General features: G+C 70.4%; 22 protein-coding genes and 1 riboswitch. Of the genes, 11 read left to right on the plus strand and 11 right to left on the minus strand.

The window, feature by feature from the left end:
- Positions 1-118: 118 nt before the first annotated feature.
- The 4 genes from ODJ79_RS32825 (at position 119) to ODJ79_RS32840 (ending at position 3223) form a co-directional block, all read left to right on the plus strand.
- The gene (locus tag ODJ79_RS32825; protein WP_263027515.1) at positions 119-508 is read left to right on the plus strand and encodes a hypothetical protein; all 390 of its coding nucleotides are present in this window, start codon (positions 119-121) and stop codon (positions 506-508) included.
- Positions 509-876: 368 nt separating this feature from the next.
- Complete coding sequence (locus ODJ79_RS32830; RefSeq protein WP_263027516.1) at positions 877-1302, plus strand: hypothetical protein; 426 nt, start codon at positions 877-879, stop codon at positions 1300-1302.
- Positions 1303-1613: 311 nt separating this feature from the next.
- Positions 1614-2144 carry a hypothetical protein gene (locus ODJ79_RS32835; protein ID WP_263027517.1) on the plus strand — a complete coding sequence of 177 codons (531 nt, stop codon included), beginning with the start codon at positions 1614-1616 and terminating at the stop codon, positions 2142-2144.
- A gap of 245 nt (positions 2145-2389) precedes the next feature.
- Positions 2390-3223: a hypothetical protein gene (locus ODJ79_RS32840; protein WP_263027518.1), complete on the plus strand. Its 834-nt coding sequence runs from the start codon at positions 2390-2392 to the stop codon at positions 3221-3223.
- Between the two features lie 32 nt (positions 3224-3255).
- Here ODJ79_RS32840 and ODJ79_RS32845 read toward each other — a convergent pair whose 3' ends face one another.
- Complete coding sequence (locus tag ODJ79_RS32845; RefSeq protein WP_263027519.1) at positions 3256-3852, minus strand: hypothetical protein; 597 nt, start codon at positions 3850-3852, stop codon at positions 3256-3258.
- An 82-nt stretch (positions 3853-3934) separates the two neighbouring features.
- Entirely contained in the window at positions 3935-4474 is a 540-nt protein-coding gene (locus ODJ79_RS32850) for a hypothetical protein (protein WP_263027520.1), read from the minus strand.
- A 327-nt stretch (positions 4475-4801) separates the two neighbouring features.
- Here ODJ79_RS32850 and ODJ79_RS32855 point away from each other — a divergent pair, with 327 nt between their 5' ends.
- Complete coding sequence (locus tag ODJ79_RS32855; RefSeq protein WP_263027521.1) at positions 4802-6757, plus strand: protease pro-enzyme activation domain-containing protein; 1956 nt, start codon at positions 4802-4804, stop codon at positions 6755-6757.
- A 218-nt stretch (positions 6758-6975) separates the two neighbouring features.
- Complete coding sequence (locus tag ODJ79_RS32860) at positions 6976-7320, plus strand: Hsp20/alpha crystallin family protein (RefSeq protein ID WP_263027522.1); 345 nt, start codon at positions 6976-6978, stop codon at positions 7318-7320.
- On the opposite strand, the gene ODJ79_RS32865 is transcribed toward ODJ79_RS32860, so the two are convergent.
- From ODJ79_RS32865 to ODJ79_RS32900, 8 genes are all read right to left on the minus strand, one after another.
- The gene (locus ODJ79_RS32865; protein ID WP_263027523.1) at positions 7295-7918 is read right to left on the minus strand and encodes a carbohydrate-binding protein; all 624 of its coding nucleotides are present in this window, start codon (positions 7916-7918) and stop codon (positions 7295-7297) included. The genes ODJ79_RS32860 and ODJ79_RS32865 overlap by 26 nt on opposite strands.
- A 1-nt stretch (position 7919) precedes the next feature.
- Positions 7920-8978, minus strand: a complete 1059-nt coding sequence (locus tag ODJ79_RS32870) for an ABC transporter ATP-binding protein (RefSeq protein WP_263027524.1) — start codon at positions 8976-8978, stop codon at positions 7920-7922.
- 14 nt (positions 8979-8992) lie between these two features.
- Positions 8993-10078 carry an ABC transporter ATP-binding protein gene (locus ODJ79_RS32875; protein ID WP_263027525.1) on the minus strand — a complete coding sequence of 362 codons (1086 nt, stop codon included), beginning with the start codon at positions 10076-10078 and terminating at the stop codon, positions 8993-8995.
- 71 nt (positions 10079-10149) lie between these two features.
- Positions 10150-11133, minus strand: coding sequence for an ABC transporter permease (locus ODJ79_RS32880; protein WP_263027526.1), 984 nt, complete (start codon positions 11131-11133; stop codon positions 10150-10152).
- A gap of 168 nt (positions 11134-11301) precedes the next feature.
- Complete coding sequence (locus ODJ79_RS32885; protein ID WP_263027527.1) at positions 11302-13041, minus strand: ABC transporter substrate-binding protein; 1740 nt, start codon at positions 13039-13041, stop codon at positions 11302-11304.
- A 32-nt stretch (positions 13042-13073) separates the two neighbouring features.
- The gene (locus ODJ79_RS32890) at positions 13074-14072 is read right to left on the minus strand and encodes an ABC transporter permease (RefSeq protein WP_263027528.1); all 999 of its coding nucleotides are present in this window, start codon (positions 14070-14072) and stop codon (positions 13074-13076) included.
- 603 nt (positions 14073-14675) lie between these two features.
- A complete protein-coding gene (locus ODJ79_RS32895; protein ID WP_263027529.1) occupies positions 14676-15584 on the minus strand; it encodes a TIGR03619 family F420-dependent LLM class oxidoreductase in 909 nt (302 codons plus the stop codon).
- A gap of 5 nt (positions 15585-15589) precedes the next feature.
- On the minus strand, positions 15590-16990 hold the full coding sequence (locus ODJ79_RS32900; RefSeq protein WP_263027530.1) for an Hsp70 family protein: 1401 nt from the start codon (positions 16988-16990) through the stop codon (positions 15590-15592).
- 143 nt (positions 16991-17133) lie between these two features.
- Between ODJ79_RS32900 and ODJ79_RS32905 the strand changes: the two genes are divergently transcribed.
- Both ODJ79_RS32905 and cobF read left to right on the plus strand, forming a co-directional pair.
- Entirely contained in the window at positions 17134-18069 is a 936-nt protein-coding gene (locus ODJ79_RS32905; RefSeq protein WP_263027531.1) for a GNAT family N-acetyltransferase, read from the plus strand.
- Positions 18070-18091: 22 nt separating this feature from the next.
- Positions 18092-18841: a precorrin-6A synthase (deacetylating) gene (gene cobF, locus ODJ79_RS32910; protein ID WP_263027532.1), complete on the plus strand. Its 750-nt coding sequence runs from the start codon at positions 18092-18094 to the stop codon at positions 18839-18841.
- Here the strand turns inward: cobF and cobN are convergent.
- Complete coding sequence (gene cobN, locus ODJ79_RS32915) at positions 18838-22368, minus strand: cobaltochelatase subunit CobN (RefSeq protein ID WP_411267393.1); 3531 nt, start codon at positions 22366-22368, stop codon at positions 18838-18840. The genes cobF and cobN overlap by 4 nt on opposite strands.
- Before the next feature lie 30 nt (positions 22369-22398).
- A riboswitch (cobalamin riboswitch) is annotated at positions 22399-22518 on the minus strand.
- A gap of 102 nt (positions 22519-22620) precedes the next feature.
- Here cobN and ODJ79_RS32920 point away from each other — a divergent pair.
- Genes ODJ79_RS32920 through ODJ79_RS32930 form a run of 3 tightly spaced genes read left to right on the plus strand, consistent with a single transcriptional unit; the run spans position 22621 to position 25936 of the window.
- Positions 22621-23817, plus strand: coding sequence for a precorrin-3B synthase (locus ODJ79_RS32920; protein WP_263027534.1), 1197 nt, complete (start codon positions 22621-22623; stop codon positions 23815-23817).
- Positions 23814-24434, plus strand: coding sequence for a precorrin-8X methylmutase (locus ODJ79_RS32925; RefSeq protein ID WP_411267395.1), 621 nt, complete (start codon positions 23814-23816; stop codon positions 24432-24434). The genes ODJ79_RS32920 and ODJ79_RS32925 overlap by 4 nt, the downstream gene beginning before the upstream one ends.
- A gap of 5 nt (positions 24435-24439) precedes the next feature.
- Positions 24440-25936, plus strand: a complete 1497-nt coding sequence (locus ODJ79_RS32930; protein ID WP_263027536.1) for a precorrin-2 C(20)-methyltransferase — start codon at positions 24440-24442, stop codon at positions 25934-25936.
- Positions 25937-25975: the final 39 nt, after the last annotated feature.

The following is a 25975-nucleotide window of genomic DNA, read 5'->3' on the forward strand; positions in this document are numbered from 1 at the left end:
ATATGTGCGGCTCCTCGGCTTTCTGTGGGCAACTTCGGGCGGAGTTGGGGTCTGCCCGCGTGGCGGGCGGAACGTTCCGGGGTCGCGACCGAGGCGGATGGTCCAGCACCATGAAGGCATGCGTAGCGGCTGGTGGCTTCTCGACACAGGGATGTTCGACGGGGCCCTGGCAGGGTTCATCGGCCTGCGCATGCACCGCACGATGGCATCCAGCGCGTTCTGGTCCGCACTCGCCATCCAGGCGCCGGCCGCCGTCTGCTGTATTGCCGGCATGCTCATCAAGGGGTACGACATCCTGCAGATGCTCGTACTGTTCGGGCTCGCCGCAACCGCCGTCGTGCTGTCCACCCTCGGTCGCGTCGAGATCTACTTCAACGCCATCGCCGATACCGACAACTGGCACAGCCGGCACACGACGATGGTCGGCCTCCGGTTCATCGCCGTCGCATTGACCCTGTTCGTCGTAGCGTTACCGCTGCTCTTCAAGATTCACCTAATGCACTCCTGAGATCCAAGCAGCCGGCGATGCCGATGGGCCCAACACGTGAGCTGATCGCTTGGAAGCACAAGGTAACGAGTCCCGGCCGACGGAAGGCCCACGGAAACCCGAGTAGTAGCGACTACGCGACTACTCGGGTTTGCGTGGGCGCTGAATCGCTCTGTTCCCGAGCCCCTGTCGCCGCGGAGTCCCGCTCGACCGGCTTATCAACACCAACCACCAAGTCTGCATCAACGGACCCAGCTACCGACCACAACGACCCGGCTCCGACAGGGTCGACAACCACCCAGACAACCACGTAGAACTACACCCCCAATGTCCACTGGGGATTATGTGAGCCAAACCCCGGGGACTTACCCAAAGCGGGAGGAAACCACGTGCAACGGCGAAAAACACTGATCCGTGCGGTGATGGCAGTGCTGCTGACAGGGGCGCTGGTGGGCCTCGCATCGCCGTCGCCGGCCTCGGCCGCCGCGTCGAGCTTTAACGACGACTGCTTCGGCTACGTCGGCACCTTCAAGGGCGGCACGCAGGTCGTGTGGGCCGACTGGAATAGCGACGACATCACGGACGAGTGCTTCGGCATCGCTCCGAGCCGGACGATCTGGCACGCCTGGCCACAGTCGGGCGGATGGCAGGAAATGCCGAACCACGGCCTGGCCGACAAAGTCGATGGTGCGGGCGTAGACCTGAACGGAACGCACAAGGTCAGGGTCTATGTCAGCGGCAGCCGCCACTACTACGAATCGGAGCTGTGGCCGGGCGTAGGCTGGCAGGGCTGGTACCTCACTGAAGCTGGCTAGCACGATCCGATCGGTACGCCGCAGTCCGTTCCGTGCCGCGGCGTACCGGTCCGCGGGCGCGGCCGAGGAGAGCTCCCTATTCCTTCGAAGATCTCCAGCCTCGTCATGCGCCAGAAGTCGAGCCACCGCGCCGCGGCGGCTGCGGCAATGCCGGCCATCGCCACGGAGCCATTGGGGCATACGGACCACCGCTGCTGGCTCGAAGGTCCATCCACCTACCTCCTGCTCGGTACGCACCCGCGCGGTGAGGGGCCCGCTCGGGATAGTCGGAAGCCCGGGCGGGTGCGACCTGTGCTCCGTAGGGTCATTCCGTGTCCCGGGAATGGCGCGAGGGAATCATCGGGGGTTCGGCCCTCCTGACCCTTCTGAGCGGCTTCTTGCCGTGGTGGGCGATGCGGGTCGGCACCGAGACGTTCGTCGGGTCGGCATGGCGAATGTCCTCTCGATGGACGGTGGCGATCTTGCTTACGGTGGGAGCCGCGGTCGGATGGCTGGCGTGGCGGATGACCCGCGGTCGAGTGCCGGTGGCGATATGGCTCGCGGCCTTGGCTGCGGTTGCGGTCTCGGTGTTGCTGACACTTCAGCAGCGCAGCGATGTTGAGACCTGGCCCCCCGCCGAGGTCAATGCGGCCGGAGTGTCGGAAGTTCACTTGTCGTCAGTAAAGGAGGTGTCCGCTACCGAGTTCGCAGAGTCGCTGATGCCACGTGATCGCCTACGGCGGTACTCCGACCCTGGCATCGAGGCCGGCACGAGTTACGGCTTCTGGGTCGGGCTCGTCGGCATGACCCTGACCGGGCTGTCGTTGGTCGTTGCGGGAAGGGGCGGTCGGAACCCAAGGTGACGCGGACAGCGCCAGATCCGGCGGCCCGGCGAGCGCGAGCATCGACGCAGACACGGACGCAGCCGGCGAGCTACCCATCCTGTGCGAGCTGCTCACCGCCAGCTTCACGACTCGGCCGAGGCCTACACCCACCATCAACCAGGAATAGCGTTTCCAGCCGGGTGGCTGGCGCAGGGCATCGACGAGGGGCCGCGTTCATCGCCACTGATGGTCTGAGATGGACGCCGTCGCCTACCGTGCGACGCATGCTGTGCCGCGACATTTTCCAGGACGGCTGCGATCGGCCCGTAGGAGAACGGCGCTGGGGTTTCGGTCCGTGCGAGTGGATCCACGACAACGAGTGGTATGCCGAAGGCCGGCCGTCGCTGCCGACGTTACGCCCTGACCTGGCCGGCGACCTGTTGCGACAGTTGGCCGAGCAGGGCAACGCCACGGTGCGGCGGATGGTCGCGGAGCATCCGGGAACGCCCCCCGAGGTCGTCGACGCCCTGACCGACGACCCCGAGTCCGAGGTTCGGATGTGGGCGCTTTGGCACACGAGGACGGTGGCGCTGCTACGCGCCGGGTTGCGGGGCGAGGATCGCAAGGGTGCGGCGCACAACCCGCTGTGCCCGCCGCACCTGCTGGCGGAGTGGCGCACCGATCCAGACCCGTCCACTCGATACGCCGTGCTGACCAACCCGGCCACCCCGGCATGGGTGGTGGACGCTGCTGTCAACGACCCGGACGACAGCAATCGAGCCTATGCGGCCGCGAGCGCCCGCAGCCGTGACTCGATCCTCCAGGCGGCGACCAGTCCGGAAACAGTGCTGCGCCGGCGGGCTGCCGTCAACCCGGCCTGTCCACCGGACGTGCTGGAACGGTTGGCGACCGATCCCGACAGCCACGTGCGGTCGGCGCTGGGCCTGAATCAGGTGTGTCCGCCCGACCTGATCCGCCGGCTGGCGACGGACGACGACGCGGACGTTCGACGCACGGTGGCCGGTCGGCCCGACCCGCCGGATGACATCCGCGCCATGCTCAGTCGTGACCCACATCCACAGGTACGGGAGTGGTCGCGCGACCCTTACCGCCGGTAGGCGGGCGACCCAGCGCTACTCCGCCGAGCGGATCACCGTGCCCACCGATCCATTGCCCGAGCCGTCCCGACCAGGCACTCCACCTCGGCCGGGAACCCAGCCAGCGCGAGTGCGGTCAACCGCAGATGGCCCTCCAGGCACACAAGCGTTTCCGGCCGCGTCCCGGCCAGAATGAGCGGGGCGAAGCGCTCTCCCCGCCGAACGGCGCGGGCGGCGGCGATGAACCTGCCGTTCGAGACGCCGAACACTCGTACCCCGGCCCGGATGCGCTCGGCCGCGTCGGCTGGCAACCGGCTGCCGCCGGACAGTTCGTTCCAGTACGAGTACGAGATGTACCGCACCCGGGCCAGTTCGCCCGCTGTCAGCCCCGCCCGGATCCAACGGACCTGGTCGGGAAAGTCCTCGAATACATCACGGTTCTCGCCGTAGCCGCGGGTGGCCGCCAGCAGGGCGCGTCGTGCCCGGTTGTCAGCGGGGTCGGCCAGGTCCGCATCGGTCAGCAGGCGCTCGGACCTCCCCGCCGCGGCCAGCGCACGCCGGAGCCCCGCACCGAACCTTGCACTCGTCAGCTCACCGAGGAGAAAGCACGCGACCATCTCGTCCTCGCTGCAGTCACCGATGATCCGCACGCCGACCATTATCACGGCGGCCTGGAACGGGCTGTCTTCGGCAAACTCTCCACGTAGGACAGCAGTCGTGGTGTAGCCGCGGTCAGGCAAGCAGTGCCGTCACCCGCGCGTCGAGCCGTGTGGTTGCCGCATCGAGCCCCGGGAAGCCGCCGAACGCCACGTCACGTACGTCCCGAGGGAAGATTCGGCGGATGTCCGCCGGATAGACGCCCTCACCGTCCCGGGGCACCTCGAAGCGATCGGGCTGCCCGAGTCGTACCGCGATCGGGACTACTTCCGCCGGCAACTCCTGCGCGGTCCGTCCGGCCCGGTGCTCGGCCGGAGGCAGCCACTTGCAGAAGACCCACGCGTAGACGCTGCGGACCTGACCGACATCGCGGGCGTCGACCGGGTCGAGGCCGAAGACGTCTCCCTCGCAGACCGGCTGATAGCCCGGCTCCATGGTGCTCTCGGTGGCCCATGCCGGGTCAGCTTCCAGGTGTCGGACAACCCGGGCGGTCAGGGCGTCGTGCAGGGCCGCCGGGACCGGCGCGTGCCGCGGGGTCGCGGACCAGACGGCAGCACCGCCGCCCACCGCGACGAGCGCAACGACCGCCGTGGCGGCCCACCATCGCGTACGCATCCTCGCGCCCCCCATCCCACTCGGCCTTGCGCGTCGTCGCCGTCGGCCCGGATGGCGCGAGGCGAGCCTACGGCCTCGAAGCCTCGGCGCCATCGGACATCCGGGCCGCCGGTGGTGGCTCGAAGTTCCCTCGACCTACTGGTTCAGGCCAGACCATCGAGGGCCATCGAACAGATGTCCGATCGATGCCCTCTACCTGCGAAGATATCCATCTAGACAACTACATGAGATCGAGAAAGTTACCTTCGAAGCATTGACCGGCGAACATGTTGGGCGGTTATGTGGGGGCGACCATCCACTTCACTGGCCACTCAATGTGGAGGCAAAGTGATCAAAACGACCATGAGGTCGCGGCTCGCGCTGGTTGTCGCACTCGGCACGGCAGCGGCCTCGGTCCTCGGGGCCGGCCCGGCCACCGCCGCGGCCCGTCCCGGACGGCACGCCCTACCCGGCAGCCAGCCTCGCTGGCTCGGTAAGGCGCGGGCCACCGGCAGCGCTCCCGCCGCCGCCGATCAGATTCAGTTCGGCGTTCTGCTCAAGATGCGCGACTCCGCGGCGGCCGAGGCGAAGCTTGCCTCGATCTCCGACCCGGCCGGCGCCAACTACGGCCGGTGGCTCAGCACCAGCCAGTTCAAGGCGCAGTACGCGCCGGCCTCGGCCGACGTCGACGCGGTCCGCTCCTGGCTCCAGGGCTCGGGCTTCGCGCTGCGCAACACGCTCGGCGGCATGTACGTCGAGGCGTCCGGCACCACCGCCCAGATCGACAAGGTCTTCGGCACCACGCTGAAGAACTACTCATACCAGGGCACCACGGTGCACGCGAACAGCACCGCGCTCTCACTGCCGGAGAACACCCCGGCCTCGGTGATCGGCGTCGTCTCCGGCGTCCTCGGTCTCGATCAGGGACAGGCGCTCAAGAAGCCCGCCGACACCCTCCCCGGCCCGGACACCGGCTTCCGCCCCGGCACGCCGTCCTCGGCGTACTACGGCGAGAAGATCGCGGTGGACCAGCCGGCCGCGAACGGCAAGAAGCAGCCGTACGTGGTCCGCGGTTACGAGCCGAAGCAGTATCAGGCGGCGTACGGGGTCAGCGACCAGCTCCGGCACGGCATCGACGGCCGTGGCGTGACCGTGGCGGTGACCGACGCGTTCGCCTCGCCGACGATCGTGCAGGACACCCGGACCTACAACCGCAAGCACGGCCTGCCGGCTTTCCGGCACAACCAGTTCTCGCAGATCACTCCGGGCCCGGACGGCTACCAGTTCGTCGACGAGTGCGGCGGCGCCGGCTGGTACGGCGAGGAGACGCTGGACATCGAGGCCGTGCACACGATGGCCCCGGGCGCGCGGGTCGTCTACGTGGGCGCCTCGGACTGCGTCACCGGTCTCGACGAGGCCTGGGCGGCGACGATCGACAACCACGTCGCCGACATCGTGACCAACTCCTGGGGCAACGCCACCGACAAGGTGGAGGACCTCGGCCAGGAGGTCATCGACTTCTACCAGCAGTTCTCGCTGGAGGCCGCGCTGACCGGGATCACCGTCGACTTCTCGAGCGGTGACTCGGGCGACGAGACCTCGGGCGGCACCCACCCGGAGAACAAGACGGTCGACTTCCCGGCCGACCTCCCGTACGTGACCGGCGTCGGCGGCACCAGCGTCGGCATCGACAAGCACAACCACCGCGTGTGGGAGCACGGCTGGCAGAACGCCTACTCGGCGCTCTCGGCCGACGGCAAGTCGTGGGGCGCCCCGGCGTACTCGTCCGGTGGCGGCGGCGGCACGAGCATCCTGTTCGCGCAGCCGTTCTACCAGCGCGGCGTCGTTCCGGACTCGATCTCGAAGTACTTCGGGTCGACCCGGATGCGCACCGTGCCGGACATCTCGATGCCGGGCGACCCGAACACGGGCTTCCGGGTCGGGCAGACCCAGGTGTTCCCGGACGGGACGTACTACGACGAGTACCGCATCGGCGGCACGAGCCTGTCGTCCCCGCTGCTGGCCGGCATGCAGGCCGTGCAGAGCCAGAAGCGGCACCACCCGGTCGGCTTCGTCAACCCGTCGTACTACCGCAAGGCGGGCACCGCGGCGATCACCGACATCGTGGCCCCGAAGTCGCCGGTCCTCCAGGTCCGCACCAACTTCGTGAACACGGTGGATGCCTCGGGCGGCCGGTCGTACCAGCTGCAGACGATCGACGTGCAGACGTCGACGATCCACAGCACGCGGGGCTATGACGCCGAGACCGGCGTCGGCGTCCCGGGTCCGGCGTTCTTCAAGTAACACGAGTCCGGCGTTCTTCAAGTAACACCAGTCCGGCATTCGTCAAGTAACACCGGCCCGGCATTCGTCAAGTAACACCAGGTAGTCGCATCGTCTGTGGGGCGGGCCACGATGGCCCGCCCCACGGTCATGTCCAGGGAATTCCCCAGCGAGAATCTCGGTTGTGGACAGAGGTTGAGTCACCCACGCTCAACTCTGATAGCTGGAGGAACCACCCCATGTTGCTACGCAGCGCGCTCGAGGCCCGCGTGTTCGATTCCGCGACCCGCACCTCGGGGGCGCGCCTCGACGCCTACCGGATCGACGAGACCTTCCACATCGATATCGACCTGCCCGGCGTCGACCCGGCCGGCGTCGACATCACCATGGGCGACAAGGCGCTGACCGTACGCGCCGAGCGCAAGCCGGTCACGGGGGAGAAATGCCCGGTCAGCCGCCAGGTGTTCCTCGCCGACCCGCTGGACACCGACCGCTTGGCCGCCAGCTACGAGAACGGCGTACTCACGCTGAGCATCCCGGTCCAGGCAACGGGCGGGCTCAGTGAGCGAACTGCAGCCAGTTGAGGTTGACGAACTCGTCGTCGTCATCGCGGGCGAAGGTCAGGAACACCGTGTGTACGCCGGTGACCGGCCGGAGCGTGACCTCGTCCGTACGCCAGTTCTGCCATCCGCCGGTACGGGTCACCCGCAGCGCACCGATCGGGTCCGCGTCTGGTGAGTCCAGGCGGATGTCCATCCGGCCGCCGTCGGAGTCGGACGCCACCCGCACGTCCAGCTTGGTCGCCGGCACCGGGCCGAAGTCGACGGCGTCGAAGCGCAGCGAGTCGCCGTTGGCGATCCAGCCGACGTTCTGCCCCCCGCCCTCGTCCTCGGTGTCCTGGGTCTGGATGCCGTTCAGCGCGTCGGCCGTCTCGGCCTGCAGCTTGCGGTAGACCGTCGGGGACGGCGGCGGCGTGGTGGTCGGCGGCGCTGACGAGGGCACGGCCGACGCTCCCGCCGTCGCGGCGACCGGCAGCGGGGCGGCCGGGGTGTCCTGCCATCTCCCGATCAGGTAGCCGACCAGCACCAGGCCGACCGCCGCCAGCGCGTACAGGACGCGCCGGCGGGCGGTGTAGGCCCGGGTGCGGTAGACGGACGGACTCGGCGGCGGGGGGACTGCCAAGTCAGACCGCTTCGGCGACGATCGACTCGACCGGCGGCTCGGCGAAGTGGCAGGCCACCGTCTGGTCGGGGGCCTTCTCCAGCAGCTGCGGGTCCTGGGTGGCGCAGATGTCCTGGGCCTTCCAGCAGCGGGTGCGGAACCGGCAGCCGGACGGCGGGTCGACCGGGCTGGGCACGTCGCCGACCAGCCGGATGCGGTTCTTCGGCGGGACGCCGCGGACCACACCGATGTCCGGCACCGCGGAGAGCAGGGCCTGGGTGTACGGGTGCTGCGGCTTCTCGTACAGCGCGTTCCGCGGCGCCTCCTCGACCACCCGTCCCAGGTACATGACCGCGACCCGGTCGCAGAAGTGCCGGACCACGCCGAGGTCGTGCGCGATGAAGACGAACGCGATGCCCAGCTCCTTGCGGAGGTTCTCCAGCAGGTTCATCACCTGGGCCTGGATGGACACGTCGAGCGCGGAGACCGGCTCGTCGGCCACGATGATCTTCGGCCGGGCGGCGAGGGCGCGGGCGATGCCGATGCGCTGACGCTGACCGCCGGAGAACTCGTGCGGGTAGCGGTTGTAGTGCTCCGGGTTGAGGCCGACGAGCTCCAGCAGCTCCTGGACGCGCTTGAGCTCACCGCCCTTGGGCACCATGTCGTGGGTGCGCAGCGCCGTGCCGACGATCGTGCCGACGGTGTGCCGCGGGTTCAGCGACGAGTACGGGTCCTGGAAGATCAGCTGGATCTCCCGGCGGTACGGCCGCAGCTGCCGCTCGGACATGTGGGCGATGTCCACGCCCTGGTACTTGATCGTTCCGGCGGTCGGCTCGAGCAGGCGGGTGATCAGCCGGGCCGTGGTGGACTTGCCACAGCCGGACTCGCCGACCAGGCCGAGGGTCTCGCCCGGGCTGAGGGTGAGGCTCACGCCGTCGACGGCCTGGACCATCACGTTACGGCGGGCCAGCATGCCCTCGCCCTTGATCCGGAAGTGCATCTGCACGTCCTCGAGCTGGAGCAGGGGTGCCCCCTCCACCTTCCGGACGCCCGACTTGGCGGTTGCGCTAGCAGCGGTCATCGTCTTCGTTCCTCTTACAGCCGGGGCAGGACGTCGGTCTCGAACACCTGGTCGGGATTCCGCAGGTGGCACCGGGAGGAGCGGCCCAGGTCGGCCGTCCGCGACACCAGCTCCGGCTTGAGCGTGCGACAGAGGTCGTCGGGCACCCGCTCGCGGAACTCGCAGCGCGGGTGGAAGACGCAGCCGGACGGCACGGCCAGCAGGCTCGGCGGGGTGCCGGGGATCGGGTGCAGCGGGCCCTGCGTGCCGGAGACCGCGGGAATGCTCTCCAGCAGGCCCCAGGTGTACGGATGCAGCGGCGTGCCGAGGATCTTCTCGACCGGGCCGTGCTCGACGGCGTTGCCGGCGTACATGACCATGATGTCGTCGGCGATCTCGGCGACCACGCCCAGGTCGTGCGTGATGAAGACGACCGCCGAGCCGAAGTCGCGCTGCAGGTCGGCGATCAGGTCGAGGATCTGCGCCTGCACGGTGACATCGAGGGCCGTGGTGGGCTCGTCCGCGATCAGCAGCTTCGGGTCGTTCACCAGCGCCATGGCGATCATGGCACGCTGGCGCATGCCGCCGGAGAACTCGTGCGGGTACTGCTCGACCCGGCGCTTGGGGTTGGGGATGCCGACCCGGTTCAGCATGTCGATGGCGCGCTCCTTGGCGGCCCGCTTCGACACCTTGTGATGCGCCCGGTAGCTCTCCATGATCTGGTCGCCGACCGTGAAGAACGGGTGCAGCGAGGACTGCGGATCCTGGAAGATCATGGCGGCCTCGGAACCGCGGACGGCGCGCAGGCCCTCGTCCGACATGCCGATGAGCTCGCGGCCCCCGATCTTGATCGAGCCGGACATCCGGGTGCTCTTGCGGTCGTGCAGACCCATCACGGCCATGCTGGAGACGCTCTTGCCGGAGCCGGACTCGCCGACGATCGCGAGCGTGCGCCCCAGCGGCAGCGAGTAGCTCAGGCCCTGAACCGCCTTGACCAGTCCGTCCGCGGTCGGGAAGTGCACGTGGAGATCGTTGACCTCCAGGTACGCCTCCTCGTTGTCGCCTCGCGGACGGCGGGAGCGCACGACGGTCTGCGGCGCTCGGGTGGTCTGCTCGGTCATATCGCCGCCTTGCTGGTGAAGAGTGCCCGTCTCGATGGTGCTGCCAGTCTCGGTGATGTCGGCCGTCTCGCTCATCCGAGCCGGACTCGCGGATCGAGGAACGTGTAGATGATGTCGACGATCAGGTTCATGCAAACCAGCACGGTCGCACCGACGATCACGCTGCCCAGCAGGACCGGCAGGTCGTACTGGAAGAAGGCGCGCAGCGTCATCACGCCGAGCCCCGGCAACCCGAAGATACTCTCCGTGAACAGCGTGTTCACGAACTGGTACGCGACGTCCAGGCCGAGGATCGTGACGACGGGCGTGAGCGCGGCCCGCACGCCGTGCCGGTAGATGACGCGCCGCTCGCTGATGCCCTTCGAGCGCGCGGTCCGCACGTAGTCCTGGCCCAGCGAATCGATCATGGAGCCCCGCGAGTATCGGGTGTACTGCGCCGCGTTGGTCAGGCCGAGGGTCAGCCAAGCGGCGGTCATGCCCGCCGCCCACATCAACGGATTCTGCAGGAACGGTGTCCATTGCGGGCGCGGCAGGAAGCCGCGGGTGAGATAGAGCGCGACGAGCAGCGCGATCACGAAGTACGGGACCGAGTTGATCAAAAGGCTCGCGCCGACCGTGAAGCGGTCGAGATTCGATGATCTATATCGGGCCGCGACGGTGCCGGCGAAGAGGCCGACGGTGCTGTAGATGATCGCGCCGCCCAGCACGATGGAGAGGGTGACCGGAAGGGCTCGCGCCAGGATGTCGGTGACCGGCTGGCCGGTCGGGAAGGAGTAGCCGAGGCACGGGGCCGCGCAGTGCCGCACCGTGCCGCCGATCTCCATGTCCCGCCCGACGAAGATGCCCTTGAGGTACGCGCCGATCTGCTCGAGCGGCGGGTCGTCGAGGTTGAGGCTCTTGGTGATTTCTTCGATGCGGTCGGGGGTGCACTTGGGTCCGCAGATGGTGGCGGCCGGGTCGGTCGGCGCGAGGAGGAAGAGCGCGTAGCTGGCGACGAGAGTGACGAAGACGACCGAGATCCCACTCGCCAGGCGTCGCAGGATGTAGAACACCACGGCTGTTACTCCTCATGCTTCACGGACCCGGGGCCGGTTGTCCCCGCTTGGAAGGAATGCCCGTGGCGGCGCGATCGCGGCCGGCCCCGGGTGCTGCTGGATGGACGTACCGGGTGGCCCGGCCCGCCGAAACGGACCGGACCACCCGAACGGGAGGTGCGGCGAAAATCAGCTCTTCAGGAACATCGACTGGAAGAGCGGCATGCCCACGGTGGCGTCACCCTGCACGGCGCCGACGTTGGTGCCCTTCACGAGCGCCATCTTCTCGTAGTCCATCGGGATGGCGACGTACATGCCCATGATCTTCTGGTCCAGCGCGCCCCACTTGGCGGACGCCTGGTCGCTCGGCAGTGCGGCGATCGAGTCGATCTCCGCGTCGAGCGCCTTGTCGCTCAGCATGCCCCAGCTCTGGCCGTCGGAGATGCTGTGCGTCTGGAACAGAACCGGGAACCAGCTGTTGCCGGTCGGCCAGTCCGAGCACCAGCCGCGCGGCGACTGGGCGAAGTTCACCGGCGCGTCGTAGTCGCCGGTCTTCTTCCGCAGGTCGGCGGTCGAGACGCCGATCGCCTTGACCTTGAAGCCGGACGCGGTGAGCGAGTTCGAGATCGCCTGGCTGACCTGCTGCGGGATCGGCTTGGTGTTGTCGTAGTAGTAGCTGATCTCGAAGCCCAGCTTGCCGGCGGCCTGCAGCTGCTGCTTGGCGGCAGCCGGGTCGCCCTTGCCGGCACCGGACAGGCCCGGGAGCGCCGGGTACTTGGTGTAGCCCGGGATGCTCGGCGGGATGACCGTGCTCGCGCGCTCGGCGGTGTACGGGTTGAAGCCGTACGCCGTCCACACCGAGTCGTAGTCCCAGCCCGTCGCGAGGGCCTTACGGACCTCCAGCGGGATCTTGCGGGTGTCCATCTGCCAGACCCGGGTGCAGGGGCTCTGGCCCTGGACGAGCTGGTCCTGCTTCGCGGTGATCTGCTGCACCAGCGAGGCGTCGATGTTCATGTAGTTGATCGCGCTGGCGTCCGGGCCCGACGAGTTCAGCACCTGCGTCTGGGTCTTGACGTCGTCCTGGCCCCACTTGAAGTCCCAGGCGTCCACGTACTGGTGCCGAGCCGGGTCGGTGTTCGGGTCCCAGTTCGGGTTCTTCTTGAGCTTGAGCTCGGTACCCGGGGTGAACACGTCGTACATGTACGGACCCGTGATCATCGGGTTGTTCTGGTAGTTCTGCTTGGTGTCCTTCGCCTTGGGAATAGGCGTGAACGCCGGGAAGGTCAGGTAGTACGGCAGGTCCGGGAACGGCTTCGCCAGGTGGATGATCAGGGTGTCGGTGCCCTGGGTCTCCACGCCCGCGTAGGTGTCGCCGCTCTTGTAGGGGCCCTTGTACTTGTCGCCGTCCTTGAAGTAGATCAGCTGGTAGGTCGGGCCGGCGTCGTAGACGTCGTGCGCGAACGACCGCTTCACCGCGTACGCCAGGTCATCGACCGCGACCGGGGTGCCGTCGGCGTACTTGATGTTCGGCTGGAGCTTGAACGTCCAGGTCAGGTTGTCCGAGGACACCGTGCCGAGGTCGGTCAGGTCCGGCACCAGCACCGGCTTGCCCTGGCGCACGTCGTACTGCGTCGGCGTACGGAAGAGCAGCTTGCCGATCTCGTTCGAGTCGACGTAGTAGATGTTGGTGGGGTCGAGGGTGTTCGGCGTCGACTGCGAGTAGACCGTGAGGGTCCCGCCCTTGTGAGCGCCGGCGATCTCGGGAGCCGGTCCCTTGGCGTTTCGGTCGATGCCCTGGACCGCCGTGTTGATGGTCCCGGTGTCGCCCTTGCCTGACTCCTTGTTGTTGGACGACGGGCTGCCACAGCCTGTCAGGCCCAGGGCCACGGCAGCGGTGGCTGCCACAGCCAGTTGAACGCGTCTTGCCATTTCTCCTCTTCTCAATCCGAGATGTACTGCCGTTACCGCCGGGTGCGCGGATCGAATGCGTCGCGGATGGAGTCGCCCAGCAGGGCCAGGGCGAGCACCAGGATGGTGATGCCTGCGACGGGCAGCCACAGATAGAGCGGGTCCGCCCGGTAGTAGTTGGTCGCGGCCGAGATCGTCACACCCCAGGAGGGGGTGGGCTCGGTCAGGCCGACGCCGAGAACGGTGAGCGCGGCCTCGTTGACGATGAAGGCCGGCAGCGCCACCGAGGTCGAGACGACGATCGGCGCGACGAGGTTCGGCAGGAGCTCCTTGAAGAGCACCTTCCTCGTCGGCACGCCGATCACGCGAGCCGCCTGGATGAACTCCCGCTCGCGCAGGGACAGCACCTCGCCGCGGATGAGCCGGGCCAGGTTGGCCCAGCCCAGGAACGACAACACGAAGATCAGCGAGTACAGCCGGACCGTCGCCGTCGTCTGGGCGTCGACGCCCTCGTTGTTGCCGACGAAGATGGTCAGGATCACGGCCGGGACGGCGATCGCGAAGAGGAGGTAGGGCAGGCTCAGGACGAGGTCGATGATCCAGGAGAGGACCCGGTCGATCCATCCGCCGGCGAAGCCCGACACCAGACCGATGACCAGACCGATGAACGTCGAGATGATCGTCGCGATGGTCGCGACGACCAGCGACGGCCGCGCACCGTAGACCCAGCGGGCGAACAGGTCGCGGCCGAGCCGCGGCTCGACGCCGAACCAGTGCTGCGAGTTGGGCCCGATGGTCGGGTAGCCGAAGTCGTCGATCAGATCCTGGTGGAAGGTCGAGACGTCCTGCCCTTCGATCTTGGCCAGCAGGGGCGCGAAGAGCGCGATCAGCACGAAGAAGATCAGGATGCCGAGGCAGATCATCGCCATGCGGTCTTTACGCAGGCGGGCCAGGGCGATACGGGTCGGGGACTTGCCCCGCGTCTCCGCCCTGCGCTTGGGCGAGTCGGCATCGATCTCAGGCTCATCTGAGAGCAGGCCGACTTGAGCCACTTCAGCCTCTTGGGCCAGTGGTTCCACGTGTAGTCACCTCCATCGGACGACACACCTCACATGCGTCGTGCCTGAGAGGTATTTCGGGTGCTGCGTTGGGAAGGTAGTCCGGAACTCGCTCGTAGGAAATGAGTTGACGCATCGAATGAATAACGGCCCGCTGAAAGTCTTGCGTAGGTCAGGTCACCTCCCGTGCACACTCCGTACGTTCTAAACTTGGACTTACGGTGAAAAATCACCCATCTTCGCGAGCCGTGCCGAGCGATATGCCCGAAATCACAACCCAAAGGGCAATCGTACTGTTGCGCAAAGTCATCGAAGTCCTCTTCCCGCGAACCGGATCCGCTGTTTCGCCGACGTTTCGTCGGCGTGTCGATCTTGAACCGCCCCGACCGTCGGATTCTCCGGTGTTGGGCGCTTCCACCGGGAAGATCTACGGCCGAACACCGGCACGGGGGCTGGATCGACGGCGAAGAGGCCCGCGAGGGCATGGTTCTGTGTTGATCTCCGTTACTCTTTGAAGTGGGGGCCCGCGCCATTTCGATTACGAATCGGATGCCATTCCCACGACTTTAGCGACTTCGACGGGCGTCATCCTCGCTGTCAGAAGTCGGCCGGTGCCAGCGCAGTGATGATCTCGTCGGCCCGCTCGGCCGCCGCGGCCGGGTCCGCCTCGGGGTTGCCGATCGCCGGATCCCAGTTCAGGTCGTAGAACAGCTCGGTCACCCCGGCCTCGGCGTAGCGCTGGGCGCCCCCGCGAATCTGCTCCCAGTCCCCCGACAGGGGCACCGCGTCATCCCGCTCGCCGGCCTGCACGTTCCCGCGCACCACGATCCGCGTCAGGTCGGGGTCGCCGCCCGCCTCCTCGGCCGCCCGGCGGACGATCTGCACGCCCCGGGCCACCTCGGCGAGCGAGGTCCGGCTGCTGGTCACCCAGCCCGCGGCGATCCGGCCGGCCCGGCGCAACGCCACGTCCGCGGTGCCGCCCAGCAGCACCGGCGGGCCGCCGGCCTGCACCGGCCGCGGAAGCATCGTGCTGGGCGGCACCCGGTACAGCTCGCCCTCGAACGCCGCCACCTCGTCCGTCCAGAGCGTGCGCAGCACGGCGAGGTACTCCTGCACCCGGCGGCCGCGCGGCTCCGGTGCCGAGCCGGTCGCCTCGAACTCGGGCTCCGACCAGCCGGTGCCCAGGCCGAGGTCGTGCCGGCCGCCGCTGAGCACGTCGAGGGTGGCGGCCTGCTTGGCGAGCAGGGCCGGCGACAGGTACGGCAGGTTGATCACCGAGACGCCGAGCCGGATGCGGGACGTGAGCGCCGCCGCGTAACTCAGCGCGATCATCGGGTCGAGCACGCTGTGGTACACCGGCGCCATCGGCTGTCCCTGGCCGACCAGCAGCCGCTGGAACGACCACAGACCGTGATAGCCGAGCTCCTCGGCGCGGGATGCGAAACGGGCGATCGAGGCGGGGCTCGCCCAGGCGCCGGAGACCGGCAGGCCGCAGCTGATCAGCATAGGGCTCACCCTAGGCGGCCGTACTCGTCGCTCAACTCCTTCCCCAGCTCCGCGAGTCGGCTGTCCGGCGCGGCGGCCTGGATCGCGGCGACAAAGGCCTGGTACGCCGCGCGCAGGCCCGGCCGGGCACCCTCCGGCGTCCTGGCCAGTGCCCGGTGGCTCGCGTCGGCGACCGGCCGGAAGTCGGCCGGCGTCTCGGCGGGCACGCCGGGCAGCAGGTCCGGCGGGCCGCCGTCGGCCGCGGGCGCGGCCGGGCTGGGATCGGCCATCTCGGCGCGCAGCCGCAGATTGGCCCCGAGCAGGCCGGGCCGGGCTCCCTCGAAGATCATCGCCGGCTCGAACTCGCGGGCGATCAGGCCGGCCCCGCGCGCGTTCAGCTCGCCCGGGTCGAGGTCGGCGCGGAGGTCGTCGGGCCCGAGCCCGAAGTACCCGGCCAGCCGGGCCCGCACAGCCGGGATCCGGGTGGCGGCGCCGGCCAGCATCACCCGGTCGACCCCCCGGCGGCCGACACCGTGCTCGGCGCGGGCGGCCGCCAGCGCCGCGGCCAGGTGGCCGAGCGAGGTGGTCACGTCCGGCTCGATCATCGCCTCGAACGCCCGGCGGGACAGCGGCACGCTCGCGCTCACCGTCGCGGTCAGCAGCGGCAGGTCGAGCACGGTGGTCTCGGCGGTGGACAGCTCGCGCTTGCGGCGCTCGGCCTCGCGCCGGATCCGGGTTCGCACGTGCTCGTCCCGGCTGAGGTCGACGTGGTGCCGCTCGCGGATCTGGCGCAGCGCGTACCCCACGATGTGCTCGTCGAAGTCATCGCCGCCCAGCTGGGGATCGCCGGCCGCGCCGAGCACCGCCACCCCCTCCGGCCCGACCCGCACGATCGCCGTGTCGAAGGTGCCGCCGCCGAGGTCGTAGATCGCGTAGGTGCTCTCCTGGTCGTCCGTGCCGAGCGCCACGGCGGCCGCCACCGGGTCGTCGAGCAGCCGGCGCACGTTGAGCTGGGCCAGGCCCGCCGCCTCCCGGATGGCCCGCCGCTGCGGCTCGCCGGCCGAGCCGGAGACGGTGATCACCGCGTCGTGCACCGGCCCGCCGAGGAACGCCTCGGCCCGGCGCTTCAGCTCGATCAGCAGGAAGGCGCAGATCTCCGGCGGCCGGTACTGCCGGCCACGCAGCCGCAGCCGCTCCTCGGAGCCGAGCTCGCGCTTGATGCCGGTGATCACCGGCTGGGCGTCGTCGTCGGGCGGACGGCCGACGACGATCTGACCGGCCGGGTTCTGGGTGACCACCGAGGGCAGCGGGCCGGGGAGGACGACCGGCTCACGGCCGTCCCAGACCGACATCGTGCAGGTGGTCGTGCCGAGGTCGATCCCGATCACGGGGTGATGGGCGGGGGACGCGTCATCATGCTCGGTCAAGGCCACTCCCTGTGACCAGCGGTCTGCGGCCAAAGTACACCGTCCGAACTGACAGGAATCGATCCGTCGGACATCCGACGAACGGTGGACAGTCGAGTCGCCGACCGGCCCGGGACGTGAAAGAGTTCACGACCGTGGGAGTAGTGCTGATCTCCTTGAGCGAGGCCGAGCTCGAGGCCCGGCTGCCCGGCATGGCCGCCGATTTCGCCCACGCCGTCACCCTGGACTTCGGGGTCGAGCCCGAGCTGGCACTGGCGCAGTCCACCGAACAGTTGAACGCGGGACTCCCCGACGGGGTGACGACCCCGGGGCAGTTGTTCTTCAAGGCGATGGACGGCGCCGACGAGGTGGGCTTCCTCTGGCTGTCCCTGCCCGGGACGGTCTTCCCGGACGTGGCCTGGCTGTCCCAGATCACCGTGGTCGCCGACCGGCGTGGCCGCGGCTACGGTCATCAGATCATGGCGGCCGCCGAGGCCGAGCTGACCCGCCGCGGCGTGGGCCGGATCGGGTTGCACGTCTTCGGCCACAACGTCGGCGCCCGGCGTCTCTACCTGCGGCTCGGCTACCGCATCGGCGCCCAGGCGCGGACCCGGCCGATCGACCCCGAGCCGGCGCCGGACGCCACCGGGGACCTCACGCTGGCGCCGATGACCCCGACGAGGTACGCCGAACGCCTCGCCGACCTGATCGAGAACGACCCGTTCGCCGTGGTCCGCCGGCCGGAGGCGACCGCGGCCGGCGCCCGGCGCACGGTGGCCCGGCTGCTACCGGAGGGGCCGGCCACCGCGGGCACCCTGCTGCGGACGGCGCACGCCGGCGGCCGGGAGGTCGGCTGGCTCTGGCTCTCGCTGCCCACCGCCGAGCGCCCCACCACCGGGTTGATCGCGTACGTCGGGGTCGACCCGGCCGAGCGGCGCAAGGGCCACGGCCGCCGGATCTTCGCCGCCGTCGAGGCCGAGCTGGCCCGGTTCGGCGTGCCCCGGATCGGTCTGATGGTTCCCGGCCGCGCCGAGGCGCTGGCCTTCGCCGACACCCTGGATCTCGCGGTCGCGTCGGAGCAGTTGTACAAGGGCCTGTAGGCGCGGACTAACCTGCACAATCGTGCGAAAGATCTACGTGATCGGGATCGGCGCGGGCGACCCGGACCACCTCACCCTGCAAGCCGCGAAGGCGATCGGCCGGACCGACGTGTTCTTCCTGCTCGACAAGGGCGAGGCGAAGGAGAGCATGATCGAGCTGCGGCGGCGCCTGATGAAGGCGTACGGCCGGCCCAGCCGGCGCGTCGCCGAGGGGCGCGACCCCGAGCGCGACCGCACGCCGGCCGATTACCAGGGCACCGTCGCCGACTGGCGCAGCCGCCGCTCGGCGGTCACCGAGGCGCTGATCAGCGAGCACCTGCTCGACGGCGAGACCGGATCGTTCCTGGTCTGGGGCGACCCCTCGCTCTACGACTCGACCATCGCCATCCTCGAGGAGATTCTGGCGCGAGGTCAAACCCTTTTCGAGTACGAGGTGATCCCCGGCATCAGCAGCGTGTCGACGCTGGCCGCCAAGCACCGGATCGGGCTGAACCGGGTCGGGCAGCCGTTCCAGGTGACCACCGGCCGGCGGCTGGCCGAGGGCTGGCCGGCCGGCGTGGACGACGTGGTGGTCATGCTCGACGCCCAGCAGGCGTTCATCGCCCATCCCGACGCGTACGTCTACTGGGGTGCCTACCTCGGCACGGCGGACGAGATCCTGCGCGAGGGCCGCGTCTCCGAGGTCGCGGACGAGATCCTGAAGACCCGGGCCGAGGCGCGCGAGCGGCACGGCTGGATCATGGATACCTACCTGCTGCGCCGCGACTCCTAGCCCTCTTCGAGGTCGCCCTCGGTGGCCAGGTAGATCTGCTGCAGGGCGGTCAGCGTCTCCGGCGCCGGGGACTCCCACAGCTTGCGCTCGGCCGCCTCCAGCAGCCGCTCGGCGATGCCGTGCAGCGCCCACGGGTTGGACTGCTGGAAGAACTTCTGGTTCTCCGGGTCGAGCACGTACGCCCCGGCCAGTTGCTCGTACATCCAGTCGGTGACCACGCCGGCCGTCGCGTCGTACCCGAACAGGTAGTCGACGGTGGCGGCCAGCTCGAACGCGCCCTTGTAGCCGTGCCGGCGCATGGCGGCGATCCAGCGCGGGTTCACCACCCGGGCCCGGAAGATCCGCGCGGTCTCCTCGGTCAGGCTGCGGGTCCGGGCCGCGTCCGGGTTGGTGGAGTCGCCGACGTACGCCGCGGGCGCCTTGCCGGTCAGCGCGCGGACGGTGGCGATCATCCCGCCGTGGTACTGGAAGTAGTCGTCCGAGTCGGCGATGTCGTGCTCGCGGGTGTCGATGTTCTTGGCGGCCACGTCGATCCGGCGGTACGCGTCCTCCATGTCCGGCCGGGCCGGCACGCCGTCCAGCCCCCGGCCGTAGGCGAAGCCGCCCCAGACCGCGTACACCTCGGCCAGGTCGGCGTCGCCGCGCCAGTTCCGGCTGTCGATCAGCGGGAGGATGCCGGCGCCGTACGCACCCGGCCGCGACCCGAAGATCCGCATGGTCGCCCGGCGCCAGTCGCCGTGCCGGTCCCGGTCGGCAAGCGCGTGCTCGCGGACGTAGTTGTCCGGCTCGTCCAGCTCGGCGATCATCCCGAAGGCGTCGTCGAGCAGCGCCACCACGTGCGGGAACGCGTCCCGGAAGAAGCCCGAAATGCGGACCGTGACGTCGATCCGGGGACGGCCCAGCTCGTCCCGCGGGATCGGCTCGAGCCCGGTGACCCGGCGGGAGGCGGGGTCCCAGAGCGGACGCACGCCGATCAGCGCGAGGATCTCGGCGATGTCGTCGCCGGCCGTGCGCATCGCGCTGGTACCCCACGCGGAGAGGCCGACCGAGCGGGGCCAGCCGCCGTGGTCGGCCCGGTAGCGCGCGAGCAGCGAGTCGGCCATCGCCTGGCCGGTCTCCCAGGCCAGCGCGCTGGGGATCGCCTTGGGGTCGACCGAGTAGAAGTTGCGGCCGGTGGGCAGCACGTTGATCAGACCGCGAAGCGGGGAGCCGCTCGGCCCGGCCGGGACGTAGCCGCCGTTCAGCGCGTGCAGCACGTTGCCGATCTCATCGGTGGTCCGCTCCAGCCGCGGCACGATCTCAGTGGCGGCAAAGGCCAACACCTCGCTCACCTTTTCGGGCACTTCAGGAATGTCGGTCGGGGTGGTCGGCCAGCCTGCGGCCTCCATCGCGGTGACCAAGGCGCGAGCTTGCTCTTCGATCCGGTCGGTCTCGGCGGTCGACGCCCCCTCGGACAAACCGAGCGCTTCCCGCAGACCGGGCAGCGCGGCGACCTTCCCCGCCCACATCTGCCGGGCCCGCAACATGGACAGCACCAGGTTGATCCGGGTCTCCCCGACCGGTGCCGCGCCCAGCACGTGCAGCCCGTCCCGGATCTGCGCGTCCTTCACCTCGCACAGCCACCCGTCGATGTGCAGGATGAACTCGTCGAACTCCTCGTCGCCCGGCCGCGCGGCCTGCCCGAGATCATGGTCCATCTTGGCGGCCTGGATCAGCGTCCAGATCTGCGCCCGGATCGCCGGCAGCTTCGCCGGGTCCAGCGTCGCGATCGACGCGTGCTCGTCGAGCAGCTGCTCCAGCCGGGCGATGTCCCCGTACGACTCGGCCCGCGCCATCGGCGGGATCAGGTGGTCGACCAGCGTCGCGTGCGCCCGCCGCTTGGCCTGGGTGCCCTCGCCCGGGTCGTTCACCAGGAACGGGTAGATCAACGGCAGGTCGCCCAGCGCCGCGTCCACGCCGTCCGAGGCGGACATGCCCACGTTCTTGCCCGGCAGCCACTCCAGGTTGCCGTGCTTGCCGACGTGCACCACCGCGTCGGCCCGGAACGAGTCGGCCACCCAGCGGTATGCGGCCAGGTAGTGATGCGAGGGCGGCAGGTCGGGGTCGTGGTAGATGGCGACCGGGTTGGCCCCGAACCCGCGCGGCGGCTGCACCATCACCACCACGTTCTCGTCGCGCAGCGCGGCCAGCACGATGTCGCCGTCGTCCACGTAGAGCTCGCCGGGCGGCGGTCCCCAGTGCTCGGTCACGCTCTCCCGCAGATCGGCGGGCAACCCCGAGAACCACGCGGTGTAGTCAGCGCCCGGGATCCGCACCGGGTTGCCGCTCAACTGCTCCTCGGTCAGCCAGTCCGGATCCTGGCCGCCGGCCGCGATCAGCGCGTGGATCAGCCCGTCCCCGTCGTACTCGCCGAACGACCCGATCCGGTAGCCGGCGTCGGCGAGCGCCGCGAGCAGCGCCACCGTGGACGCCGGTGTGTCCAGCCCGACCGCGTTGCCGATCCGCGAATGCTTGGTGGGATAGGCCGACAGCATCAGCACCACGCGGCGCGAAGCCGGCGGGATGTGCCGCAGCCGGGCGTGCGCCACCGCGATGCCGGCCACCCGGGCCGCCCGCTCGTCGTCGGCGACGTAGACCGACAGCCCGTCCTCGTCGAGCTCCTTGAACGAGAACGGCACCGTGATGAGCCGCCCGTCGAACTCGGGGATCGCCACCTGGGTCGCCGCGTCCAGCGGGGAGAGCCCGTCGTCGCTCGCCTCCCACTGGGCCCGCCCGCTGGTCAGGCACAGCCCCTGCAGGATCGGCACGTCCAGGTCGGCGAGCACGCCCACGTCCCACGCCTCGTCGTCGCCGCCCGCGCCGACCGTGGCCGGCTTGGTGCCGCCGGCCGCGAGCACGGTCACGATCAGCGCGTCCGCCTTGCGCAGCTCGGCGAACAGCTCCGCCGACGCCGTACGCAGGGAGGCCGTGAACAACGGCAGCGGCCGGGCGCCCTTCGCCTCGATCTGCCGGCACAATGCCTCGACGAAGGCCGTGTTGCCGGCCATGTGGTGCGCCCGGTAGTAGAGCACCCCGACCACCGGCCCGTCGGCGTTCGCGGCCGTGCGCGGCAACGGCCCCCAGTCCGGCGAGACCACCGGCGCCGCGAAGCCGTGCCCGGTGAGCAGCACCGTGTCGGAGAGGAAGTCGTGCAGCGCGGCGAGGTTCGCCGAGCCGCCGTGCGCCAGGTATTGATGCGCGTCGGCGGCCACACCGGACGGCACGGTGGAGAGCTTCATCAGGTCGGCGTCGGGCGCCTGCTCGCCGCCGAGCACCACGACCGGCACGCCGGCGGCCAGCAGCACGTCGATCCCCTCGGCCCATGCCCGCCGCCCGCCGAGGATGCGCACCACCACCAGGTCGGCGCCGTCGAGCAGGGCGGGCAGGTCGCCGACGGCCGTGCGGGCCGGGTTGGCCAGGCGCCAGGCGCGGCCACCGGCGCGGGCGCTGAGCAGGTCGGTGTCGGACGTCGACAGCAGCAGGAACACGCGCACTCCCCACCGGGGTCCGCGCCCCGGATAGTGTCGGAAAACGGCGACCGGAGTTCCTGGCTCCCCGGGCGAACCCTGGTGACAGTGGCGGGACCGCGCCGGACTCGCACCGGCTTCCTCCGCGGCGTCGCCGCACATGGCCTTTCGACCTTCCGGCACAGGATAGCGGGCGCCGAGCCGGGGCCGGCGGTGTGACGCTGCCGACCCGAGGCTGCGCGGTCGCCACCCCGCCTCCGTAATATCCGGGCCGTGCCCCGTCCCATTCGGCAGTCCGCGACCGACGCGTGCCCCGGCGCGTTGCGCCTGCACGCCGCGGCCGACGGCCCGCTCGCCCGAGTCCGCCTGCCCGGCGGCCTGCTCACCGGCTCCCAACTGGCCGAACTGTCCGCCATCGCGGCGGAGTGGGGCGACGGCGGCCTGGAGCTGACCTCCCGGGCGAACCTCCAGCTTAGAGCGCTGACCAGGGCGAACCCCGCGACCCTTGCGGCCCGCCTGCACGCCGCCGGCCTGCTGCCGTCCTCAACCCACGAGGTGGTACGCAACATCGCCGCGCCGCCGCTGGCCGACGAGCCACAGCGAGCCCTGGTCCGCTCCCTGGACGAGTCGCTGTGCGCCGACCCCGCCCTGGCGGCGTTGCCGGGTCGCTTCCTGTTCGCGATCGGCCGGGTCCCGCTCGCCGCCGACCTGGCGGCGACGCCGGCCCCCGACGGGTTCGCGATCCTGTTCGCCGGCCGGGACGAGGGCCTGCGGGTCGAGGCCGGCCGGGTCGTCGAGGCCCTGCTGGCCGGCGCGCACGCGTTCCTCGCCGAGCGCGGCACCGGCGGCGCCGACGCCGAAGCCGGCGAGGGCAAGGCCTGGCGTCTCGCGGAGATCACCGACGGCCCGCGCCGGATCGCCGCGCGGGTCGGCACGGCGCTGGGCGTGCCGGTCCGGCCCGGCAGATCCGAAATGTCCGATGAACCGTCGCCGTCGCCGGTCGGGGTGATCGAGCAGGCGGACGGGCGGGTCGCGGTGGGTGCGATCGTTCCGCTGGGGCGGCTCACCGGCGTACCGGCGAAGGTCTTGGTCGAAGCACCCCGGCTGGTGCTGACGACGGCGCGTGGGGTCGTGCTTCCCGATCTGGCGCCGGAGGCGGCGGACGGTTGGCTCGCCGCGCTGGCGGCGGCCGGGCTCGCGGTCGAGGCGGAGTCGCGCTGGACGGGCGTGACCGCGTGCGCCGGGCGGCCCGGGTGCGCCAAGTCCCTCGCCGACGTGCGTGCGGACGCTCTCGCCGCCACCCGGCGCGGCGACGGCCTGCCGGTGCACTGGGTCGGCTGCGGGCGCGGGTGCGGCTCGCCCGCCGGGCCGCACGTCCGGGTCGAGGCGACCGCCGGCGGCTACGTCGTGCACGGCAAGCTCGTCGCCGGCGATCTCGGCGATGCCATCTCAGCAGCGAGGAGACCCTGATGGAGTACGAGCGGGACGGCGCGGAGATCTACCGGCGGTCGTTCGCCACCATCCGGGCCGAGGCGGACCTGTCCGGCCTGCCGAGCGACCTCTCGCGGGTGGTGGTCCGGATGATCCACGCGTGCGGGATGGTCGACCTGGCGGGCGACGTCGGGTTCAGCCCCGCGGTCGCCACGGTGGCGCGCAAGGCGCTGCTGGACGGCGCGCCGATCCTCTGCGACGCCGAGATGGTCGCCTCCGGGATCACCCGCAAGCGGCTCCCGGCGGACAACGAGGTGATCTGCACGCTGCGCGACCCGGCCGTGCCCGCGCTGGCCGCGAAGCTGTCGACCACGCGCAGCGCGGCCGCCCTCGACCTGTGGCTCGACCGGCTGGACGGTGCCGTCGTGGCGATCGGGAACGCGCCGACCGCGCTGTTCCGGCTGCTCGAGATGGTCGCGGCGGGCGCTCCCCGGCCGGCCGCGGTGCTCGGCATCCCGGTCGGCTTCATCGGGGCGGCCGAGTCCAAGGAGGCGCTCGCCGCCTCCGACCTGGAACACCTGATCGTGCGGGGGCGGCGGGGCGGCAGCGCCATCACGGCCGCCGCGGTCAACGCCCTGGCCTCGGAAGCGGAGTGACACGCGTGGCGGGAAGACTCTTCGGTGTTGGCGTAGGCCCCGGCGACCCCGAGTTGGTGACGGTCAAGGCCGCCCGGCTCATCGGGGACGCCGACGTCGTGGCCTATCACGCGGCGCGGCACGGGCGGAGCAACGCGCGGGCGATCGCCGAGGCCTACCTGCGGCCCGGCCAGCTCGAAGAGGCACTGATCTACCCGGTCACCACCGAGACGACCGACCACCCGGGCGGATACCAGGGGGCGATCGACGAGTTCTACGCCGAGTCGGCGGCCCGGCTCGCCGCGCACCTCGACGCCGGCCGGGACGTGGTGGTGCTGGCCGAGGGCGATCCTTTCTTCTACGGGTCGTACATGCACATGCACAAGCGCCTCGCCGACCGCTACGAGACCACCGTCGTCCCGGGCGTCACATCGGTGAGCGCCGCCTCGGCCGCGCTCGGCCGGCCGCTGATGGAGCGCGACGAGGTGCTGACCGTCCTGCCCGGCACCCTGCCCGCGGCCGACCTGACCGCGCGGCTGACCGGCACCGAGTCCGCCGCGATCATGAAGCTGGGCCGCACGTTCCCGCACGTACGCGAGGCGCTGGAGCGGTCAGGCCGGCTCGGCGACGCCTGGTATGTGGAGCGGGCCACCACCGCCGGGGAGCGCACCGCCCCGCTGGCCGAGGTCGACCCGGAGACGGTTCCGTACTTCTCGCTCGCCCTGCTCCCGAGCCCGGCCGCCGCCGCGTTCGGGGAGCAGCCCAGGCCCGCCGACGGCGGCGTCGCCGTGGTCGGGCTCGGCCCGGGCGACCCGCGCTGGCTCACCCCGGAGGCGCGCGCCGCGATCGCCGAGGCCGACGACCTGGTCGGCTACGGCCCGTACCTCGACCGGGTGGCGGCGCGTGCCGGGCAGCGCCGGCACCCCTCGGACAACCGGGTGGAGGCCGAGCGGGCCGCGTTCGCGCTGGACCTGGCCAAGCGCGGCCGGCGGGTCGCGGTGATCTCGGCCGGCGACCCGGGCGTCTTCGCGATGGCCGCCGCCGTGCTGGAGGTGGCCGAGGACCCGGCGTGGAAGGACGTCCCGGTGCGGATCGTCCCGGGGCTCACCGCGGCGCAGGCGGTCGCCGCCCGGGCCGGCGCGCCGCTCGGCCACGACTTCTGCGTGCTGTCGCTCTCCGACCGGCTCAAGCCCTGGTCGGTGATCGAGGGCCGGCTCGCCGCGGCCGCCGCGGCCGACCTGGTCATCGCGATCTACAACCCGGCGTCGAAGTCGCGTACCGAGCAGTTGGTCCGGGCCCGGGCGCTCCTGCTCGAACACCGCGACCCGGGGACGGTGGTGGTCATCGGCCGGGATGTCGGCGGGCCCACCGAGTCGATGCGGGTCACCACCCTCGAGGGGCTGGACCCGGCGGCCGTCGACATGCGCTGCCTGCTGCTGATCGGCTCGACCCAGACCCGCGCGGTGGTCGCCGGCGACGGCAGCACCCGGGTCTTCACGCCCCGAACTTATCCGCACAGCTGAGGCATTTCCCCAGCTCAGAGCCTATTTTTCATCGACCGC

Origin of the sequence: Actinoplanes sp. KI2 (assembly GCF_025630775.1) — a bacterium.
Lineage (GTDB): Bacteria > Actinomycetota > Actinomycetes > Mycobacteriales > Micromonosporaceae > Actinoplanes.

Bases quoted from the DNA above. Each gene is read 5' to 3' on its own strand.
- ODJ79_RS32850 (WP_263027520.1), bottom strand. From the start codon at position 4,474: ATGCGTACGCGATGGTGGGCCGCCACGGCGGTCGTTGCGCTCGTCGCG.
- ODJ79_RS32875 (WP_263027525.1), bottom strand. From the start codon at position 10,078: ATGACCGAGCAGACCACCCGAGCGCCGCAGACCGTCGTGCGCTCCCGC.
- ODJ79_RS32885 (WP_263027527.1), bottom strand. From the start codon at position 13,041: ATGGCAAGACGCGTTCAACTGGCTGTGGCAGCCACCGCTGCCGTGGCC.
- ODJ79_RS32860 (WP_263027522.1), top strand. From the start codon at position 6,976: ATGTTGCTACGCAGCGCGCTCGAGGCCCGCGTGTTCGATTCCGCGACC.
- ODJ79_RS32840 (WP_263027518.1), top strand. From the start codon at position 2,390: ATGCTGTGCCGCGACATTTTCCAGGACGGCTGCGATCGGCCCGTAGGA.
- ODJ79_RS32870 (WP_263027524.1), bottom strand. From the start codon at position 8,978: ATGACCGCTGCTAGCGCAACCGCCAAGTCGGGCGTCCGGAAGGTGGAG.
- ODJ79_RS32895 (WP_263027529.1), bottom strand. From the start codon at position 15,584: ATGCTGATCAGCTGCGGCCTGCCGGTCTCCGGCGCCTGGGCGAGCCCC.
- ODJ79_RS32825 (WP_263027515.1), top strand. From the start codon at position 119: ATGCGTAGCGGCTGGTGGCTTCTCGACACAGGGATGTTCGACGGGGCC.